This is a genomic window from Paraburkholderia sp. Ac-20340 (assembly GCF_017104965.1).
GTDB lineage: Bacteria > Pseudomonadota > Gammaproteobacteria > Burkholderiales > Burkholderiaceae > Paraburkholderia.
Genome location: NZ_JAAGPR010000027.1, coordinates 24,119 through 43,593, shown reverse-complemented (window position 1 = coordinate 43,593; position 19,475 = coordinate 24,119). Strand labels below are relative to the sequence as shown.

Here is a 19,475-nt window from a genome sequence, read left to right as displayed (position 1 = left end):
ATCTTCTGCCGAAAGCCGCAATAAAAATTCGAAGAAAAGGCCTAATTGTTTCGCCCAAAGTGTCGATAAAGCGCTGGAGTGCGTCGACAACCGGCGCAACGTTGCCGGAATAAGGGCGAGGAATATGAACGGTTTGCTGCAAACGGTACGCTTCAAGATCATCGCGGCGATGGCCACTTGCGTCGTCATCATCGCGCTCATCGGCGCTTTTAGCGCCTCGACGATTTCGGGGCTGAATCAGACGGTGCTCGACGAGTATTCCGGCACGGTCGTGCCGATCCGCGATCTGGGCGACGTGCGCGCCTCGGCGATCGATGCGCGTCTGCAACTGACGCGCATCGCCATGAACCGTGATGCGGCGCAGACCCGCACGGCGGCCCAGGCCGTCGACCGCGACCTCGCGCAGATGAGCAAGGCATGGACGGACTACTATCCGGCGCGCGTGAGCGGCGCGGACGAGCGGGCGATTGCGGACAAGATCGACGCGGCCATGGCGCCGTTCCGCGACGGCTCGAACCAGAGCATGCAGCGCTACAACGCGGGCGACTACGACGGCGGCCTGCAGCTGGAAAAGGATCACACCGCGCTCGCGCAAAACCTGCAGGATCTGTTGAACCAGGACATCGCCATCAACGACGACGAAGCGCAGGCTTTCGCCGCCGGCTCCGAGCACCACGCCCATGTGGCGCTGATGGTGGCGGTCGCGCTCGTGCTTGCGGGCCTCGCGGTGGCTTTTGCCGCTTCGGTATTCCTGCTGCGCGTGATCATGCGTCCGCTGAACGGCGCGATCACGGTGGCGAATACGATCGCGGGCGGCTGCCTCGAAAGCGAGATCGACGCCAGCGCGGGCGGTGAATTCGGCGAGTTGCTGCGTGCGCTCAAGCGCATGGACGGCCAGCTTGCGGGCATCGTGCGCGGCATTCAGGATTCGACCGAATCGGTGGCGCTGGCGGCGCGCGAGATCGCGGCCGGCAACCTCGACCTGTCGGCGCGCACCGAAGAGCAGGCCGCTTCGCTCGAAGAAACGGCCGCGAGCATGACCGAAATCACCGAGACCGTGAAGCAGAACGCCGATAACGCCCGCGCCGCCAACGGCCTCGCCGGCAATGCCAACGAGCTGGCCAGCGGCGGCGATTCGGCCGTGCAGGAGATGGTCGGCACGATCCGGCAGATCAGCGGCAGCTCGCACAAGATTTCGGAGATCACGGGCGTGATCGAAGGCATTGCGTTCCAGACCAATATCCTGGCGCTCAACGCCGCGGTGGAGGCGGCGCGTGCGGGAGAGCAGGGCCGCGGCTTCGCGGTGGTCGCGAGCGAAGTGCGCAGCCTCGCGCAGCGCTCGGCCACGGCGGCGCGCGAGATCAAGGAGCTGATCAATTCGTCGGTGACGATGATCGAGGGCGGCGCGCAGCAGGCCGGGCGCGTGAGCGACACGATGGGCCAGGTGCGCGAGGCGATCAAGCGCGTGTCGGATATCGTCGCGGAAATTTCGTCGGCTTCGGAGGAGCAGAGCAAGGGCATCGAGCAGGTCAGCCAGGCGGTCACGCAGATGGACGAGGTCACGCAGCAGAACGCCGCGCTCGTCGAACAGGCGGCCGCGGCGGCGCAGTCGCTCGAACAGCAGGCGGACACGCTCAAGCGCGCCGTGGGTGTCTTCAGCTTCGCGCAGGCCGCGCGCCAGGCCTTCGCGGGCGCGCCGCATGGCCAGCCCGGCCAGCGCCTGCAGCCCAGTCTGGGCTGATGCCGCACTGAATAGCGGCAACCAGGGTTCATCCCGTTCAAGCTTCGCCGCGCCCGGCCGTTATCACAATTGAGGCAGCATGAAAGCGGGCGCAGTTTGAACGGGGACGGATCGCGCAGCTTTCAGGCGCGGCCGAGCGCAGGCGCACAGGAAAACTCGCGCAAGACGACGCAAATCACCAGACAAAACCCATGAAGACGATTCAACCAGGCGTTGACGAACGCACCACGCTGACCAGCAACAACCGATTAGAACTCCTTCTGTTTCGTCTTGGCGAGGCGCGTCCCGGCGCCGGGCGTGGCCTGTACGGCATCAATGTGTTCAAGATCCGCGAGATCGTGACGATGCCCGAAGTCACGCCGATCGCCGGTTCCCCCGCGCATCTGGTGGGCGCCGTGGATATTCGCGGGCAGATCATTCCGGTGATCGACATTGCATCGCTGATCGGCTCGCCTTCGGACAAGCCGCCCGCGATCCTGCTGGTGACCGAGTTCTCGCGCGGCACGCAGGCGTTCGCCGTCGATGAAGTGGAAGACATCATCCGTCTCGAATGGAAGGAAGTGCTGAGCGCGGAATCGAGCGGTACGTCGGGCTATGTGACGGGTATCGCGCGCATCGACGCGGGCGACGGTCAAACGCGTCTTGCGCAAGTGCTCGACGTCGAGCAGGTGATGCGCGATGTGTTCCCCGAGCAGCACGAGGACGTCAAGCCGGAAGCCGTGGGCGACGCGCTGCGCACGGAAGGCGGCCGGATTCTCGCCGCCGACGATTCGGGCTTTGCGCGCGCGCTGCTGGGCCAGGCGCTGACCGCACTCGACGCGCCGCACGTGATCGCCTCGAACGGCGAAATGGCGTGGCAAATGCTGCTGAAGATCGCCGATGAAGCCGCGCATGAAAACGTGCCGGTTCGCCAGAAGATTTCCCTCGTCATCACCGACCTGGAAATGCCGGAAATGGACGGCTTCATGCTCACGCGCAAGATCAAATCCGATGCGCGCCTGAAGCATATTCCCGTGATCATTCATTCGTCGCTCACGGGCGCGGCAAACGAAACGCATGCGCGCAATGCCGGCGCGAATGGCTATGTGACGAAGTTCGCGCCGGCGGAATTGTCGGCGGCGATCCGCAAGGCGCTGGCGGCCTGAGCCCGGCGCGTGCCGAGCGATACAAAGAACCCTGTAAAACTACACGCTACGCAGTAAAAAAGCGGTTCTCTCTGTTCCATGCGCCGGCAACATGGCCATGGAACCTCTCCGTACCGGCCTTGAGGCATCGACCTTAGGGCCGGTTTTTTTCGTCTGCAGAAAACGTCGATGCCGGCCGCAGCCCGCGCGCGCCTGCCTTAGAATGAGTTCCCCTGTTAATGTCGTTGGGCCTTACGGCGTGCTTTCGCACGACCTTGCCCATCACGGAGCGCATCCATGTCCGTAGCATCGAAAGCCCCTTCCACGACCCGCGAAATCTGGCTGATCCGCCACGGCGAAACCGAGTGGAGCCGCAGCGGGCAGCACACGGGCCGCACCGATATCGGACTCACCGAACATGGTCGCGAACAGGCGCGCGCGCTGGCGACGCCGCTGGGCGCGCAGCATTTCGACGCGGTGCTCACGAGCCCGATGTCGCGCGCGATCGAAACCTGCAAGCTGGCGGGGCTGGGCGAGCAACTGGTGGTGTCGGCTGACCTGCACGAATGGGATTACGGCATTTACGAAGGCCGCAAAACGGCCGAGATTCGCGAGACCGAACCCGACTGGAGCGTCTGGCAATCGCCGATACCGCAAGGCGAAAATCTCGCGCAGATTCAAGCGCGTGCGCGTGGTGTCGTCGATGCGCTGCTGACGATACTTGGCGACAGCGGCCGGATTGCGGTGTTTTCGCACGCGCATTTTCTGCGCGTGCTGGCGGGCTGCTGGATCGGCAATTCGGCGTTGCTGGGCGCGCATCTCTATCTGGATACGGCGTCGATCAGCATGCTGGGTTTCGATCGCGAAAACCGCGCGATCCGGCGCTGGAACGCGAAGCCGCAAGGGTGCGAATAAGCGTGCGGCGCGCGGCACGGGTTATCGACGCCAGCCGTGAAAGGCTTGCGGAGCGGGGCGCGAATCGAAGGATGTTCTAACCGGCTGATGCTGGGCCGATCCTGCGAGGCGTTGCACGTTATCCGCGTTTGTTGCGCGCGGCGGATTGTGGCTGAGCTGATCGTGGCTGAGCTGGTTGTGGCTGAGTTGCGTCAGGCTGGCCGAGGCGGTTGCACGGCGTTGATCGCTTGAGGCGACAGCCGTATGAGCCGGGCTGCGTTGCGCCGATTGTCCCAGCCGCTGCAAACTGGCCGACGCTGTTTTGCGTTGTTCGCTGAGCGCAGGCGCCGTGCTGCCGCCAGGCGTGTGCGTATGGATATGGCCGTCGTGATCGACGACGATCTTGCCGTTGTCCCACGCCACACCACTATTCGTGCGCCGGTTCACCACAATGCCCTTGCTGTTCGTGCTGAAGTCGCCGTTATGAATGTTGCCGCTGATGTCGAATTCGGCCACGCCCGCGCGGCCGGTTCGCGCGTTATAACCGGCCACCTGTCTGCCGGCTGTGTAGTCGCCGCTGTAGCGATTGCCGGTGATGCCGCCGCGCGCGACGCCTGACATGCCGGTCGACGGATTGTAGAAAGCGCCCCGGCGGCCTGCTGCGTAATCGCCGCTATAAGGGTTGTACGCGCCCGCGCGGCCGCCGTAATAACGTGCGCCGGTGTGCGGATTAAAGCCATATCCGCGTGATGCGGCCCAACTTGTGCCGGTCCACGGATTCCATCCCGCTGCGTGCGTGACGCTGGCCTCGCCCCAACGGCCGTAGAAGTTCGCGTGGCTGATATTGGCGTAGTTCCAGCAGTAGGGGCCGTAGTGCCAGTAAGGGCCCCAATACGGCGCGGCTGCGCCCCAGATCGCGCCTGCTGCGAAACCGAATGCGAAGCCTTCAACCGCGCTCCAGGCGACGCTCGCGCCGTATCCATAGGTGACGGGATAGCCGTAGTACACCGCGCCAACGTAAGGCGTATAGACATAACCGGTGCCGTAGACGACCGTGCCATCGGCGCTGACCACGACACCGAGATAGCCCGGCGTATAGCCCATAACGACGACATCAGGCGTGACCTTATAAATACGCACGAAAGTCACATAGTAGAGCGGTGAGCCAGGCGGAATCGTATAGATCGCGGCGGGAACGGAGATGGCTACCGTCCACATACCCGTAGGCGTCGGCGAGACGAACCATACGCCGTTACTCACAGCGTAATAAGAACCTCCAGCAGTCCTGATGATGGGCGTTGCGCTGTTGACCGCGTATTGAAGCGACGTGCCCGCGATGGGCGCGAACGCCGGTTTGCCGTCGTAATGCACGGTCAGTGTCGCTTTGCTTCGCGAAACGGTCGCGGTTTTAGGTATCGTCGCAGCGATCGCCGATGCTCGGGCTTGCGGCGTGCCCGGCACGGCGGCGAGCACATCCGCCTGGGAATCCTGCTGCGCGATCTTCGCGAAATCCGGCGGCAACTCGCTGCCGGGCACATATTGCCAGGGGCCGGATAATTGCGGCGCGCTGAACCAGCGTCCTGAAAGCAGCAGATAGTTAGTGTGTGTGACGGGATCGAGAAACACCGCATGATCTGCGTTCGCGAGCGTCAGCAGCTTCGTGCCTTCGAGCGCGACAAACTGCGGAGCGCCGTTCGTCACAATCAATTCGGCAGATTGTGTCGTCATGAGGATGGCTGGCGCGCGTGCGGGCGTGACGCCGTCGCTGGGCAACATGGGATCGGCGGCAGTGGTGGTGGCCGTTTCGCTGGCGGCTTCGATCACCGGTTGCGGCGTGTGTGCGCTTTGCGCCCAGCTTGAACCGGCCGTATCGGATCGATACCAGTAACCGGCTGCGTGCAGATAGAACGCGCCATTGGAATCGCGCAACAACATCGCGCGCGCGTTGATGGCGCGCTCGATCCCACTGCTGCCGATCTTGCGCCATGCAGGATCGCCATCCACGAGTACGAGCAAGGTCGGCGAACTGGCGAACAGGATTTGTGGCACGGCGTTTTGCGTGGGCACATGTTCCGATTGCGCAATGCGTTGTTGAGCGATGAGTTCGTCCTGACTCAGCGTGAGGCCGGCTGGCGGAATGCGCCTTTGCAGCGCGGAGCGGATGCGGCTGGCGGCGTTGGGATCGGTGGGCACGTCCACGCCTTCGATGGCGATCTGGCTCAGATGAACGTTGCCGCTTTTCTTATCGCTTTGCGTGCGGGCCGAAAATCGCACGTCGCCGTAAGTGGGGGCTTCGTTTTTGGCATTCATTGCAACGGCGGCATGCGCCTGAATGCGCTTGTCGGTCCATTGCTCGATGGCGGGTTGATAAAGTTCGCCGTGTTCGCTTTCGGTATCGAAACCCACAGGCCAAACGAGTTCAGTTTTGGGCGGCGACAGGTTCGGGTGACCCACGTAGCGCACAAACGGAACAAGACTCAGGCAGGCGATGGCCGCCACCAGCATGATGAAATTTTTCTTCGCATACGACATGTTGACTCCGTGAGAAAGTCGAGCCGACTTCTCTTCTTTCCCCGCTTGCCGTTGCCTGAAACGTGCTAATGCTTTTGTGTTCATGCAACCGATGCATGCGGGCGATTCATGCAGTAAGGACTGCGTGATGAATACGAAAGCATCGTGCAAATTTTGCGATAGTTAGTCAACCGAGCGCGCAACGAAACCGGTGTTTCGATCAGGAAAATCAGGACATTTCTGTGCGATGAACGAAGGCAGGCATGATTATTGAGAAAGCGGATGTTATGGTGCGGTCACGATGGCGTCACTGCTTTAACACTGCATAGCAGAAATCGAGCTTTCCATAGCAGAACAAAATCGTTCAGCCTGGCGGCTAAATCCCGAAAGATGACGTGATCGATACTTCGTCATTTTTCACGGGAAACGATCATGAGCCAGAACGCCGCCGCATCTGCCGACGCCATCAAGTTCGCCTACTGGGTGCCCAATGTGAGCGGCGGGCTCGTCGTCAGCAAGATCGAGCAGCGCACCGACTGGAGCCTCGAATACAACCAGAAACTTGCGCGCACGGCCGAGGCGGCGGGTTTCGAATACGCGTTGAGCCAGATTCGCTTTACCGCCGGTTATGGCGCGCAATATCAGCACGAATCGGTTTCGTTTAGTCAGGCGTTATTGCACGCCACGGAAAAGCTCAAGGTGATCGCCGCGATTCTGCCGGGGCCGTGGAATCCAGCCGTGGTGGCCAAGCAGATTTCGACTATCGACCATATTTCCAACGGGCGTATTGCAGTCAATATCGTGAGCGGATGGTTCAAGGACGAATTCACCTCGATAGGCGAACCGTGGCTGGAGCATGACGAACGTTATCGCCGGTCGAATGAGTTTATTCGCGCGCTGCGCGGCATCTGGACCCAGGACGATTACACCTTCAAGGGCGACTTCTACCGCTTCAACCAGTACACGCTGAGCCCGAAGCCAGTGCAGAAGCCGCACCCGGAAATATTCCAGGGCGGGAGTTCGCGCGCTGCGCGTGACAATGCCGCGAGCGTGTCCGACTGGTATTTCACGAACGGCAATACGGTCGAGAACATCAAGGCGCAGATCGACGATATTCGTGCAAAAGCGGCACAGAACAATCACCGGGTTCGCATCGGCGTGAATGCTTTCGTGATTGCGCGCGATACCGAAGAAGAGGCGCGCGCGGTGCTCGACGATATCGTGCGCAATGCGCATGTCGAAGCCGTGCAGGCGTTCGGCAGTGCGGTGAAGGAGGCGGGCAAGGCCTCGCCCGAAGGCGAGGGCAACTGGGCGAAGTCGACGTTCGAGGATCTCGTGCAGTACAACGATGGCTTTCGCACCAATCTGATCGGCACGCCGGAGCAGATCGCGCAGCGTATCGTCGCGCTGAAAGACGTGGGCGTCGATCTCGTGCTCACGGGTTTTCTGCACTTTATCGAAGAGGTCGAATACTTCGGCAAGAAGGTGTTGCCGCTCGTGCGTGAACTGGAGCGGGAGCGGGAAGTGCAGCCTGCGTAATCTTCGTACGCGCACGCGAACTTCACGCGCGCTGGCGCTGCCGCGCTAGCGTGCCGTGTTCCGTTTCAGATTCCGTGTCTCGCCTGCGTGGGCCGAGAAAGACCAGTATGATCGCGGCACACAACAAGGTGATCGCTGCGAGGCCTTTTAACACGGTCGCGAATGCGTCTGCGTAGGCGTGCTGCAGTATCGTTGTGCTCGCAATGGGAAGCCAATGCGCTGCTTGTGTGAGATCGCCGCTGGCGAGTCGCGCGGCGGCTTCATTCAACGACGCTCGATCAGCGGGAATGCGCTGCGCCAGATGGGTTTCCGTTAGCACTGCCAGCACGGCGTTCACGGTTGCAAGGGCCACGCCTTCGCCGGCAACGCGCGTCGTGCTGAAGATGCCTGTTGCCATGCCCGCACGTTCTTTCGGCACCACACTGACCGATAGACCATCCATTAAGCCCCACGGCAAGGCCGCGCCGATACCGATCAGGATCATCGGCGCCATTGCTGCGTAAGGCCCAGCCTGCAGCGCGATGGCAAGCCAGACCAGACCGACGGCGGCCAGCACGAGCCCCGCTGCGCAAATCACGCCCATCGACAACCAGCGCGTGAGCGTGGCCGCCACAAACGGCACCACCAGCATCGGCGCGGATAGCGCGATCATCAGGCAGCCCGCGTCGATCTCGCGCAGTCCATCCACGCCGATCATGCGCAGCGGCAGCACGACGAGCAGCACGATATAGCAGTAGCAGGTGGCGATCGGCAACACCTGCACGCCCACGAAGCGCGGATAGCGAAATAGCGACAGGTCGAGCATGGGCTTTGTGCTGCGCGATTCCACGACGACGAACGCGCTGGCCAGTACGACGCTTGCCGTAAGCAGCGTAAGGACGATTGAACTCGTCCAGCCGTGGAGGGGCGCTTCGATCACACCGAAGGTGAAGCTTGATAGTGCGAGTGTAAAGGTCAGCGTGCCGGGCCAGTCGGTGCCGCGTGCGTGCGGATCGCGCGATTCGCGCAGATAACGCGCGCCAAAAACCAGCGACAGAATGCAGGTGAGCGCGCCACTCACAAATATCGCGCGCCAGCTTGCATATTCGATCAGCACGCCGGCGATCAGCGGGCCGAACGCCAGACCGAGCCCGAACGTCGCGCCCAGTGTGCCGAAGGCGCGCGTGCGCGCGTGGCCTTCGAATTCCTGCGCAAGCGCCGCCGTGCCGCCTGCGAGGGCGGCGGCCGCCGCCGCACCTTGCACGCCGCGCAGGAGGTCAACGGCCAGCAAGGTGGGCGCACAGGCAAGACCCAGTGAACACAACACGAAGGCCGCGAGCCCCCAGATGAACACGCGCTTGCGGCCGTACCGATCGGCAAGTGTGCCCGCCGCCATCAGCAGGCTGCCGAAGCTCAACATGAAAGCGTTGGTGATCCAATTGAGCGCTGTGGGATTGGCGCTTGATCCGAGCGCGCGGCCAATGGCGGGCGTAGCCACCGCGCCGCCCGAAAACGCCAGCGGCAGCGCGAGCGCCGCCACGCAAACGGCTGCGAGAATGGCAAAACGGTGTCGCGTGCCAGTGTGACCGACGAAACGATCCATTACGGCTCCTGAAAGGCGCGGCGCATGCGGGCCGCGTCAGTGAGTGACGCGCTGCGTGCGCGCCATGGGAGCGAAGAACGATAATGCCGATGCGCGGCCCGAAAAACAGGGCAGCGTTCCGTTCATTGCGGAATCGAATTCCTGGATGGGCCGGGAAAATAAGGCTTATGGACAATCTCAACGCAATCGTCGCTTTTGTGCGGGTCGCGCAGGCGCTCAGTTTCGTGGCGGCGGGGCGCGCGCTGGGTATATCGGCATCGGCGGTCGGCAAGGCCATTGCGAAGCTCGAAGCCTCGCTGGGCGTGCGGCTCTTTCATCGCACCACGCGCAAGATCGCGCTTACCGAAGAAGGGCGGCTCTTCTACGAGCGTTGCAGTCATATCCTCACGGAACTCAGCGATGCGCAGGCCGTGCTCACGGCGTCGGCGCAGACGCCGCGCGGCCGGTTGCGCGTGAGTCTGCCTGCGATCGGCTATCGCTTTCTGTTGCCTGCGCTGCCGGATTTTGCTGCGCGCTATCCCGAGATCGAACTCGATCTCGACTTTAATGACCGCATGGTCGATGTGGTCGAAGGCGGTTTCGACGCGGTGATCCGCAGCGGCACGCTTGGCGATTCGAGTCTCGTGGCGCGGCGTCTGGGGCCGTTTCGGCACGTATTGTGCGCTTCGCCTGCCTATCTTGTGCGTGCGGGCACACCGCAAATTCTCGGCGATCTCGCAGCACACGCCTGTGTGCGTTATCGCTTCCCCGATTCGGGCAAGTTGCAGCTTTGGGAGCTCGCGACGCACGGAGAAACGCTGCCCGCGCTGCGTAGCGCGCTGGTCTGCAACAACATGGAAGCGCTGATGCAAGCGGTGGTGGCGGGTTTCGGCATTGCTTATATGCCGGATTTTCTGGTGCGTGATGCGCTGGCGACGGGGCAGCTTGCCAGCGTACTCGATGCGTACGCAACGACCGTCGGCCAGTTCTCGATCGTCTGGCCGTCCAGCCGCCATCCGTCGCCGCGCCTGCGTGCGTTTGTCGACTTCATGTGCGAGCGGCTGTTCGAAGCAGCGCGCGTGCAGGAAGCACGCGCGCTCAACCTCCCGCCCCTCAACGCGGCAGCGGCTTCTTGATCGGATCGTGTTCGCCGGCGATCGCGAACACGAGAATCTGCGCGGGTTCGGTCGCGCTCGCGTTACGCGCGACGATATGATGCGCGCCCGGCGGCTCGTACCACGCCTCACCCGGGCCATACACATGCGCGGGCGAGCCTTCGAGTTGCGATTCGATATGACCTTGCGTCACATACGCGAAGATCGAGCCCGGGTGCATATGCGGGTCCGAATTCTGCCCCGGCGCGAAGGTCACGGTCGCCATCAGCACGTTCTTGCCTGGCGCCTCTGGAATCGCCTGCTTGAGCACCGGCGTGATTTTCTCGCCAGCGGCCGACGACGCGTCGCTATCGTGCGCCTGCACGATCCCGCCGCCGGCCAGCGCGGCCAGCCCGAACGCCGCCGCAGCGGCGCGCACGACTATCGAACGTGATTTCATGACACGCTCCTTCACGCCGGCATCTTGCGAAACGCGATCGCAAAACGGTTCCAGCTATTGATTGCGCTGATCAGCAGCGTGAGATCGACGATCTCGGCTTCGCTGAAATGCGGCTGCACGGTTTCCCAGACGTCGTCGGGCACGTGATCGTGCGAGACCAGCGTGAGCGCTTCGGTCCAGGCGAGCGCCGCGCGTTCGCGTTCCGTGAAGAAGGGCGTTTCGCGCCAGACCACCACGGTCGCCAGGCGGCGCTCGGTTTCGCCGCCTTTGCGCGCATCCGTCGTGTGCATATCGACGCAGTAGGCGCAGCCGTTGATCTGCGAAGCGCGCAGGCGCACGAGTTCGGCGAGCGGCTTTTCGATGCTGCTTTTCTCGATGCGCTCTTCCAGTGCGAGCATGGCCTTGATGGCGTGCGGGTTGGCGCGATAGAAGTCCAGACGCTGTTGCATGGCGATTCCTTTTCGGTGAGTGCGCCGCGTGGCGCGATGGAATGCATAGTAGGCGTCGATGCGGCTATGTCAAATGACCAATCCACGGCTATTCGAGGTAGCCACTTGATGCGCCCGAGCGGCGGGCCGCGCGGCGCGCCAGGCTGGAATCTGGTAGCATCCGCGCTTTCGTCCGTCCAGGCCGCGCACGCATTGCCGATGCCGTCTGCGCCGCCTGTTCTTCCGGTTCTCCTCGTCGTTTCCGGTTCGCCCGCCTGCTACCGCTCGCGTTGGCTCACGCCACCGCGCTTGCGCCTGCTTGCGATCCGCGCAATCGACCCTTATTTGCCAACCGACTCGCACCATGGAATCCGCCCGTTCCGGCCTGAGCCGCCTGTCTACGCTGCGCAGCGAATTGCTCGCCGGCATCACCTCGTCGTTCGCGCTCGTGCCCGAGTGCATCGCCTTCGCGCTCGTTGCGCATCTGAATCCGCTGATGGGTCTCTACGGCGCGTTCTTTATCTGCACGATCACGGCGCTGTTCGGCGGCCGGCCCGGGATGATTTCCGGCGCGGCCGGCTCGATGGCGGTGGTGATCGTCGCGCTGGTGGTGCAGCACGGCGCGCAATACCTGTTCGCAACGGTCGTGCTCGGCGGTCTGCTGATGATCCTGTTCGGCGCGCTGCGTCTGGGCAAACTGATCCGTATGGTGCCGCATCCGGTGATGCTGGGCTTCGTCAATGGCCTGGCGATCATCATCGCGCGCGCGCAATTCGAGCATTTCAAGGCGCCCGGTCCGAACGGCATGGAATGGATGCACGGCCAGGCGCTCGCGCTGATGGTGGGTCTCGTTGCGCTGACCATGGCGATCGTGTTCGTCATGCCGCGTTTGACGAAGGCGCTGCCGCCCGCGCTGGTGGCGATCGTCGGCGTGGGCGCGGCGGCGGCGCTGCTGCACCTGCCTGCGCGCACGCTCGGCGACATGGCGCACATCGCGGGCGGCCTGCCCGCGTTCAGCCTGCCGGCCGTGCCGATGAACCTGGAGACGCTGCGCATCGTGCTGCCGTATGCGGTGCTGATGTCGCTGGTCGGCGTGCTGGAAACGCTGCTCACGCTCAATCTCACCGACGATGTGACGAACTCGACCGGTCAGCCCAATCGCGAATGCGTGGCGCTGGGCGCGGCCAATATCGCTGCGGGCATGTTCGGTGCGATGGGCGGTTGCGCGATGATCGGCCAGACCGTCATCAACCTGGGTTCGGGCGGCCGCGGCCGTCTTTCGGGCGTGACGAGCGGCGTGATGATCCTGCTGTTCATCCTGTGCCTTTCGCCGCTGATCGAGCGGATTCCGCTTGCGGCGCTGGTGGGCGTGATGTTCGTGGTGGCGGGGCAGACCTTCGCGTGGGGTTCGCTGCGCGTGCTGCATAAGGTGCCGCGCAACGACGCGCTGGTGATTATCGCGGTCACGGTCATCACCGTCTGTACCGATCTCGCGACGGCCGTGATGTGCGGCATCGTGATCGCCTCGCTGAATTTCGCGTGGCAGCACGCGCGCGAATTCCGCTGCGACATGCGCGATGAGGCTTCGGGCGAACGCGTCTACACGCTGCGCGGCACCCTGTTCTTCGCTTCGGCGGCGCAGTTCCAGACGCTGTTCGATCCGGCGCGCGATCCGCAGCAGGTGCGCCTCGACTGCGCGCATCTGCATGTGGCCGATCACTCGGCGATTGCCGCGCTGGAAGCGGTGCAGGCGCGCTACGAGCGCGCGGGCAAACACGTTGCGTTCGCGAATCTGTCTCCGCGTTGCAGTGGCCTGCTCGCGCGCGCGGATGCCGAGGTGCGGGTTTCGGCGTAAGCCCGCGCTCAATACACCTTGAACACGCGGCCCGTCTGCACGCCTTCGACGCTGCGCTGGTAGGCCAGCGCAGCACGCTTCGCACTCACGCTTTCGAAGCCCGGAAAGAACGGCCCATACGACGGCAGCGATTCCGTCAGCACGGTCGGGCTCACCACGTTGATACGGCGATCGCCGCGCAGCTCGGTCGCCGCCGCGCGCACGAAGCCTTCGAGCGCCGCGTTGACGGCGGTGGCGTTCACACCCTGCGCAATCGGCTCCTCGCCGACGATGCCGCTCGTCAGCGTGATCGAGCCGCCGTCGTTGAGATAGTGCTGGCCGATCAGCGCGAGCCGCACCTGACCCAGCAGCTTGTCCTGCAGGCCGATATTGAACTGCGCGGTGCTCATCTGCGCGAACGGCCCGAAATGCAGTTGTCCTGCCGCCGACACGATCGCATCCACCTTGCCGACTTCGCGAAACAGCGCCTCGACGCTGTCGTCGCGCGTGATATCGGCGCGAAAATCGCCGCTGTTACGGCCGACGGTCACGACCGTATGGCCTGCGCCGAGGGTTTCCACGACCGCGCGCCCGACGGCGCCGCTGGCGCCCACCACGATGATCTTCATCTGCATGTTCTCCATGAACGGATAGGGAAGGGCTTCACTATCCGCCTGACACCAGAAAGAATAAATGGACGATAATTTCGTTCACTTAAAACTACGGGTTCGTAATCATGGATCGTCTGCGCAGCCTGGAAGTCTTCGTGAGCGCCGTGGAGCGCGGCAGTTTCAGCGCCGCCGCGCGCGAGCTCGACCTGAGCCCGGTGATGGTGGGCAAGTACGTGCGGCAACTGGAAACGCATCTGGGCGCGCAACTGCTCCAGCGCAACACGCGCGTGCAGAGCCTGACCGACGCGGGCCGGCGCTTTTACGAGGAAAGCCGCAAGGTGCTGGAGCAACTGGCGCTGGCGGAGGCCTCGGTGGAAAGCCTGCGCGCCGAGCCGCGCGGCCGCCTGCGCATCACCGCGGCGACCACGGTGGGCGCGTGCGTGATCGCGCCGCTGGCGGCCGAATATCAGAACGCGCATCCGCAGGTACGCATCGACCTCGATCTGAGCAATAGCGTGGTCGATCTCGTCGATGAGGGCTTCGATGTGGCGGTACGCATCGGCGATCTGGGCGCGGATCTGAATCTCGTGGCGCGGCCGATCGGGCAGTACCGCATGGCGATCTGCGCCTCGCCCGATTATCTGGCGCGCCACGGCACGCCGCGCACGCTCGACGATCTGGCCGCGCATCGCTGCATCGGTCATTCGATCTGGGACCGGCGCAATGGCTGGCGGCTTGCAGGCCTCGCCGGAGAAAACCGCTGGCCCGAAGACACCACGTTCCTCTGCAACGATGGCCTCGCGCTGCGCCAGGCGGCGCTTTACGGCGCGGGTTTGCTGCTGCAACCGGCGATTCTCGTCGCCGACGATCTGGCGGCCGGGCGCCTCGTGAGCGTGCTGCAAGAGGCGACGCCGGTTGGGCGGCCGGTGCATGCGCTGTATCGGCAGGACCGGCAGCCGCTGCCGAAAATCCGCAGCTTCGTACGCTTTCTGGAGGAGCGGGCGAAGGCGTGGCTGGAGTAACGCCAACCCTGCCTTACGCCCGCCAGTTTCAGAACAGATTGAACGGCATGCCGATCACGAGGCGATATTCCATATTGTTCGGGTCCGAGTAGTACTTCGAACCGTGATGCCACATCGCCGAAAGCGCGATCTTCGTATCCTTGAAACGCCCGCTCTGGATCGTGTACGAAGGAATAAAGCCGAATTCATGATGCGAGCCGTGCACGGGCTGACCGTCGCGCCAGTAGAGCCCATACAGCGCGCTGCCAGCGGGATTCGCCGCCGCGCCCGCCGAACCATCCGCGCCCCAGCCCAGCGCATACCAGAGCATCGCCTTGGCGCCTGGCAATCCTGAATATTTACCGTCGAATCCATAGCGCACCTGGAATGACTTTTCGTGCGGCGCGTTGTAATCCACGTCCATCGAATTCACGAGATAAATGCCGTTGGTCTCGTTCACGTAATCGAAGAACTGGTCGCCCAGAATCTGCTGATAGCCGAGCAGCAGCGAATGCGCGCCGTGCTGCGCCGCCAGTGACAGGCTGTACGCGTTATTGTTGATATGGCCTTCGAGACCGCCGCCCACGCTATGCGTCGAATAGAGATTGGCGAAGCCGGTCCATTTGAGCGTCGAAGGATCGCCGATGCTGTGCTGCACCGATCCATAAAACTGCCGCCAGACGCTATCGGCCTGATTCGCGTACAGCGACACGCTGCCATTCGGGCTGTAATCCCAACTGCCGCCCGCGAAACTGAAACGCTTGAAGGTCACGCCGCCATAAGACGTCGAGAGATCGACGAGATTGGTGTGGCCGCGCGGGTCGACTTTCGTGAAACTGCCGCCTTGCAGCACCATATTGGCGATGTCCTTGCTCACGATCGAGACGCCGAGAAACGTCGGCGGCAACGCGCGATTGTCGTGCGGCTCGAAGAACGGATTGTTGTCCGTCATCTGCAGGCCGTATTTGACGACCGTATCCGCGACGCGCGCCTTCACGTCGTAAATGCCCGGATAGGCCCACGCAAGCTGGTTCGCGCCGCCGCCATCCTTGCCCACGTGCACCATATTGCCCGCGCCCTGGCCCCCGTCGAGCTTGAACGCGCCATAGAGCGACGCGTCGACGCCAAAGCCAACGGGCCCTTGCGTGAAGCCCGAGGTGTAATCGAGCATCGCGCCTTGCACCCACGCGTGGCGATGCGGGCCGCCCGCGACGTCCTGCACATCGGCGTAATTGCGCAAATTGAGCGCGAGATGACTATCGCCGATAAAGCCTTTGCTGGCGGCCTGGCCCGATTGCGTGCCCGGCGGATTGTCGGCGCGCACGGTCTCGTTGGCGCTTTCCTGCGGCATGCCGGAGGCGAGCGTTTCAGCGGCGTTGGGCGCGAGCAGCGGATCGACGCTCGATACGGGCGGCGGCGTTTGCACGTTGTTGACGGCGGCCGAGGCTTGCGATTGAGCTTTTTGCGCGTTTTGTGTGGTTTTGCGCTTGCTCTTGCGCGTGTGGCGAGTTGCAGGCTTCGATGCTGGAGGCGTCGTAGCGATGGGTGTCGTTGCGGGCGCAACGGTCGCGGCAGCGCTGGGCTTCGTATCGTCGGCGCAAGCGGATGTCGCGCCCAGCGACGCGGCCAGTGCAAGCGTGGCGAGCGCCATGGCGCTCTTGCGGTTGATCGGGGAATGCTTCATCGTCGGTCTCGTCTCATGTTGTCGTTAGAATGGGCAATCGATTCATTCGATAAGGATTGCCAGGTGGTTTGAATGTCCGCATGACGAAAAACGCGGACGCTTCAGTCAATCGGTTAGTCGGTCAGGCCGCGCCCGTGCGGATGCCAGCAGGCGGCCAGCGTCTGTTCCTCGCTCGCACGGAGCAGCGGCGGCGTGCGCGTGGCGCAGGTCTCGCTGGCGCGCGGGCAACGCGTGCGGAATGCACAACCCGATGGCGGATTGAGCGGCGAGGGAATCTCGCCGCTCAACGTCAACGCCGCGCTGCGCCGCGTGCGCGCCAGTGCGGGATCGGGCACCGGCACCGCGTCGAGCAGCGCGCGCGTATAGGGATGACGCGCACCGCCATACACGGCCTCGCAATCGCCGATCTCCATTACGCGGCCCAGATACATCACCATCACGCGATGGCTGATGGTTTTCACCACCGCAAGGTCGTGCGCGACAAACAGCAGCGAAAGCGCGCGTTCGCGCTGCAGATCGCGCAAGAGATTGACGATCTGCGCCTGGATCGACACGTCGAGCGCGGAAACCGGTTCGTCGCAGATCACCAGACCCGGATCGCCGATCAATGCCCGCGCGATGCCCACGCGCTGGCACTGTCCACCCGAGAATTCGTGCGCGCGCCGCCCCGCGTGCTGCGCATTGAGGCCGACGCGTTCGAGCATCGTCAGCACTCGCCGCTCGATCTCCTTGCGGCCCAGTTGAGATGCATGCGTGCGCAACGGTTCCGCAACGATCTCGCCAATCGACATGCGCGGATCGAGCGACGCCAGCGGGTCCTGAAAGATCATCTGCACGTCGCGGCGTAGCGTGTCGAGCTGGCGTTGTGTGCCCGATACCGTTTCCGCGCCGCGCCAGTTCACGCTACCGGCCGCGACGGGCGCGAGGCCAATCAGTGCACGCGCGAGCGTGGATTTACCGCAGCCCGATTCGCCGACGAGTCCCAGCGTTTCGCCGCGTCTCACGTCGAACGACACGCCGTTGACCGCGTGCAGCGTGGCCTTTTGCCAGGGCCAGCCGCCGCGCGCGACCTGAAAATTCACGCTGAGATCGCGCACGCTCAGGAGCGTTTGCGCGTGAGACGAATCGGTGTGTTCGCTCACGGCGGGGAGGGTGAAATCGCTCATAGGCCGACTCCAGGCGTGGATTGCAGCAGGATTTCGGCGTCCAGATGGCAGGCGCGCGCGCGTGCGCCATCGGCGTGCAGCGGCGGTACTTCGCGCTGGCAACGCTCGAAGGCATGCACGCAACGCGGTGCGAAGGCGCAGCCCATGCCTGCGCCGCCAGGCAAGGGCGGATTGCCGGGAATCGTGCGCAGCGGCGCGCCGATGGGCGCATCGAGGCGCGGCAACGCGCCCAGCAAACCTACGGTGTACGGATGCTGCGGCCGCGCGAAGAGCGCATCGGCGCGGGCTTTTTCGACAGCGCGGCCCGCGTACATCACCATGACGTCGTCGCAGAGTTCGGCGACCACGCCCATGTCGTGCGTAATCAGAAGAATCGCGGTGCCGCGCTCGCGGTTCATCTCGCGCAGCAAGGCCATGATCTGCGCCTGCACGGTAACGTCGAGCGCGGTGGTGGGTTCGTCGGCGATCAGCACGTCGGGCTCCATCATCAGCGCCGTGGCGATCAGCACGCGCTGGCGCATGCCGCCCGAAAACTCATGCGGATACATGCCGATACGGCGCGCGGCATCGGGAATGCGCACGCGTTCGAGCGCCTCGATGGCGCGCGTGCGTGCCTCGCGGCGCGTGAGGCGGCGATGTTGCTGCAAGGCCTCGGTCATTTGCCGTTCGATCGTCAGGAACGGATTGAGCGAGGTCATCGGGTCCTGGAAGATCATGGCGATGCGGTCGCCGCGAATGCGGTTGAGCGCGGCGGGTTTCATCGCGAGCAGATCTTCGCCGCGCAGGCGCGCCTGACCGAAGGTCCGGCCGTTCGACGCCAGCAGGCCGAGCATCGCCATCACGGTCTGGCTTTTGCCCGACCCCGATTCGCCGACGATGCCAAGCGTGCCGCCCGCTTCTAGCGCGAACGACACGTCATGCACCACGGTCACGGGCGGCCCGTCGCGGCGCGCGAAGCGCACGCCCAAGTGGTTGACTTCGAGCAGGGCCATTTCAGCGCTCCTTGGGATCGAGCGCGTCGCGCAGGCCGTCGCCCACGAAGTTCACGCAGTAGAGCGTCGCGCACAGCATGCAGGCAGGACCGATGAGCAGCCACGGCATGGCGTCGAGTTTCTGCGCGCCGTCCTGGATCAGCACGCCCCAGCTGGTCATCGGCTCCTGCACGCCGAGGCCGAGAAACGACAGCACTGATTCGGTCAGCACGATGCCAGGCACGGTGACCGTCGCATAGATCGCGACGATGCCCGCGAGATTCGGCACGATATGCCGCGCGATAATCGCGGCGGGCCGCACGCCGATGGCGCGTGCGGCATCGACGAATTCACGCGTGCGTAGCGAGAGCGTTTGCCCACGCACCACACGCGCCATATCGAGCCATGAAAATGCGCTGATAGTAAGGACAACGAGATAAAATGCGCGACCAAACAGCGTGACCATGAGAATGGCGATCAGCATGTACGGGATCGCGTACATCATGTCGACGATACGCATGAGGATGGCGTCCGTGCGTCCGCCCAGATAGCCCGCACTCGCGCCGTATATCACGCCCACGAGCGTGGAAACCAGCGTGCCCAGCAAGCCCACTTCGAGCGAGACGCGTCCGCCCACGAGCGTGCGTACCAGCAGATCGCGGCCCAGTTCGTCGGTGCCGAACCAGTGTGCGCCTTGCAGCGTAGGCGCAAGGCTGATGGCGCTCCAGTCGTTATCGGTGGGCGAATTCGGCAGTAAAAACGGGCCGATAAAGCAGGCCAGCGCGATCAGCACGAGCATCGCGAAGCTCGCGAGCGCCGCGCGATGGCGCACGAAACGCGCGAGCGCGGGCGGCAT

At 63.7% G+C, this 19,475-nt stretch carries 15 protein-coding genes and 1 pseudogene; 7 read left to right on the top strand and 9 right to left on the bottom strand.

The genetic code is table 11. The features are described 5' to 3' along the window. The first annotated feature begins 124 nt into the window (after nt 1–124). From G3N59_RS27110 to G3N59_RS27100, 3 genes are all read left to right on the top strand, one after another. Nucleotides 125–1,741 (top strand): methyl-accepting chemotaxis protein, encoded by a 1,617-nt coding sequence (locus tag G3N59_RS27110; protein WP_205985900.1) that lies wholly within the window; start codon nt 125–127, stop codon nt 1,739–1,741. Nucleotides 1,742–1,932: 191 nt separating this feature from the next. Further along, nucleotides 1,933–2,886 carry a chemotaxis protein gene (locus G3N59_RS27105; RefSeq protein ID WP_205985899.1) on the top strand — a complete coding sequence of 318 codons (954 nt, stop codon included), beginning with the start codon at nt 1,933–1,935 and terminating at the stop codon, nt 2,884–2,886. Nucleotides 2,887–3,162: 276 nt separating this feature from the next. Continuing rightward, nucleotides 3,163–3,780 (top strand): histidine phosphatase family protein, encoded by a 618-nt coding sequence (locus tag G3N59_RS27100; protein WP_205985898.1) that lies wholly within the window; start codon nt 3,163–3,165, stop codon nt 3,778–3,780. A 21-nt stretch (nt 3,781–3,801) separates the two neighbouring features. On the opposite strand, the gene G3N59_RS27095 is transcribed toward G3N59_RS27100, so the two are convergent. Further along, nucleotides 3,802–6,291, bottom strand: a complete 2,490-nt coding sequence (locus G3N59_RS27095; RefSeq protein ID WP_205985897.1) for a carbohydrate-binding family V/XII — start codon at nt 6,289–6,291, stop codon at nt 3,802–3,804. Between the two features lie 411 nt (nt 6,292–6,702). Between G3N59_RS27095 and sfnG the strand changes: the two genes are divergently transcribed. Continuing rightward, the gene (gene sfnG, locus G3N59_RS27090) at nt 6,703–7,809 is read left to right on the top strand and encodes a dimethylsulfone monooxygenase SfnG (protein ID WP_205985896.1); all 1,107 of its coding nucleotides are present in this window, start codon (nt 6,703–6,705) and stop codon (nt 7,807–7,809) included. Nucleotides 7,810–7,831: 22 nt separating this feature from the next. Here sfnG and G3N59_RS27085 read toward each other — a convergent pair whose 3' ends face one another. Beyond that, nucleotides 7,832–9,391: an MFS transporter gene (locus G3N59_RS27085; protein ID WP_205985895.1), complete on the bottom strand. Its 1,560-nt coding sequence runs from the start codon at nt 9,389–9,391 to the stop codon at nt 7,832–7,834. A 167-nt stretch (nt 9,392–9,558) separates the two neighbouring features. Here G3N59_RS27085 and G3N59_RS27080 point away from each other — a divergent pair. Further along, a pseudogene (locus G3N59_RS27080) lies at nt 9,559–10,440 on the top strand (LysR family transcriptional regulator); the annotation flags it as partial. 43 nt (nt 10,441–10,483) lie between these two features. Here the strand turns inward: G3N59_RS27080 and G3N59_RS27075 are convergent. Both G3N59_RS27075 and G3N59_RS27070 read right to left on the bottom strand, forming a co-directional pair. Further along, nucleotides 10,484–10,924, bottom strand: coding sequence for a cupin domain-containing protein (locus tag G3N59_RS27075; protein WP_205985893.1), 441 nt, complete (start codon nt 10,922–10,924; stop codon nt 10,484–10,486). A gap of 11 nt (nt 10,925–10,935) precedes the next feature. Then, a complete protein-coding gene (locus G3N59_RS27070) occupies nt 10,936–11,373 on the bottom strand; it encodes a carboxymuconolactone decarboxylase family protein (RefSeq protein ID WP_205985892.1) in 438 nt (145 codons plus the stop codon). Between the two features lie 343 nt (nt 11,374–11,716). Between G3N59_RS27070 and G3N59_RS27065 the strand changes: the two genes are divergently transcribed. Continuing rightward, a complete protein-coding gene (locus G3N59_RS27065) occupies nt 11,717–13,207 on the top strand; it encodes a SulP family inorganic anion transporter (RefSeq protein WP_205985891.1) in 1,491 nt (496 codons plus the stop codon). An 8-nt stretch (nt 13,208–13,215) separates the two neighbouring features. Here G3N59_RS27065 and G3N59_RS27060 read toward each other — a convergent pair whose 3' ends face one another. Continuing rightward, nucleotides 13,216–13,815, bottom strand: coding sequence for a short chain dehydrogenase (locus G3N59_RS27060; RefSeq protein ID WP_205985890.1), 600 nt, complete (start codon nt 13,813–13,815; stop codon nt 13,216–13,218). A 107-nt stretch (nt 13,816–13,922) separates the two neighbouring features. Between G3N59_RS27060 and G3N59_RS27055 the strand changes: the two genes are divergently transcribed. Continuing rightward, nucleotides 13,923–14,819 carry a LysR family transcriptional regulator gene (locus tag G3N59_RS27055; RefSeq protein ID WP_205985889.1) on the top strand — a complete coding sequence of 299 codons (897 nt, stop codon included), beginning with the start codon at nt 13,923–13,925 and terminating at the stop codon, nt 14,817–14,819. A 28-nt stretch (nt 14,820–14,847) separates the two neighbouring features. Here the strand turns inward: G3N59_RS27055 and G3N59_RS27050 are convergent, their stop codons facing one another. From G3N59_RS27050 to G3N59_RS27035, 4 genes are all read right to left on the bottom strand, one after another. Next, the gene (locus G3N59_RS27050) at nt 14,848–16,482 is read right to left on the bottom strand and encodes an OprD family outer membrane porin (RefSeq protein WP_241024217.1); all 1,635 of its coding nucleotides are present in this window, start codon (nt 16,480–16,482) and stop codon (nt 14,848–14,850) included. Nucleotides 16,483–16,595: 113 nt separating this feature from the next. Then, complete coding sequence (locus G3N59_RS27045) at nt 16,596–17,648, bottom strand: oligopeptide/dipeptide ABC transporter ATP-binding protein (RefSeq protein ID WP_205985888.1); 1,053 nt, start codon at nt 17,646–17,648, stop codon at nt 16,596–16,598. Further along, nucleotides 17,645–18,640 (bottom strand): ABC transporter ATP-binding protein, encoded by a 996-nt coding sequence (locus G3N59_RS27040; protein WP_205985887.1) that lies wholly within the window; start codon nt 18,638–18,640, stop codon nt 17,645–17,647. The genes G3N59_RS27045 and G3N59_RS27040 overlap by 4 nt, the downstream gene beginning before the upstream one ends. 1 nt (nt 18,641) lies before the next feature. Continuing rightward, complete coding sequence (locus G3N59_RS27035; RefSeq protein WP_241024270.1) at nt 18,642–19,475, bottom strand: ABC transporter permease subunit; 834 nt, start codon at nt 19,473–19,475, stop codon at nt 18,642–18,644.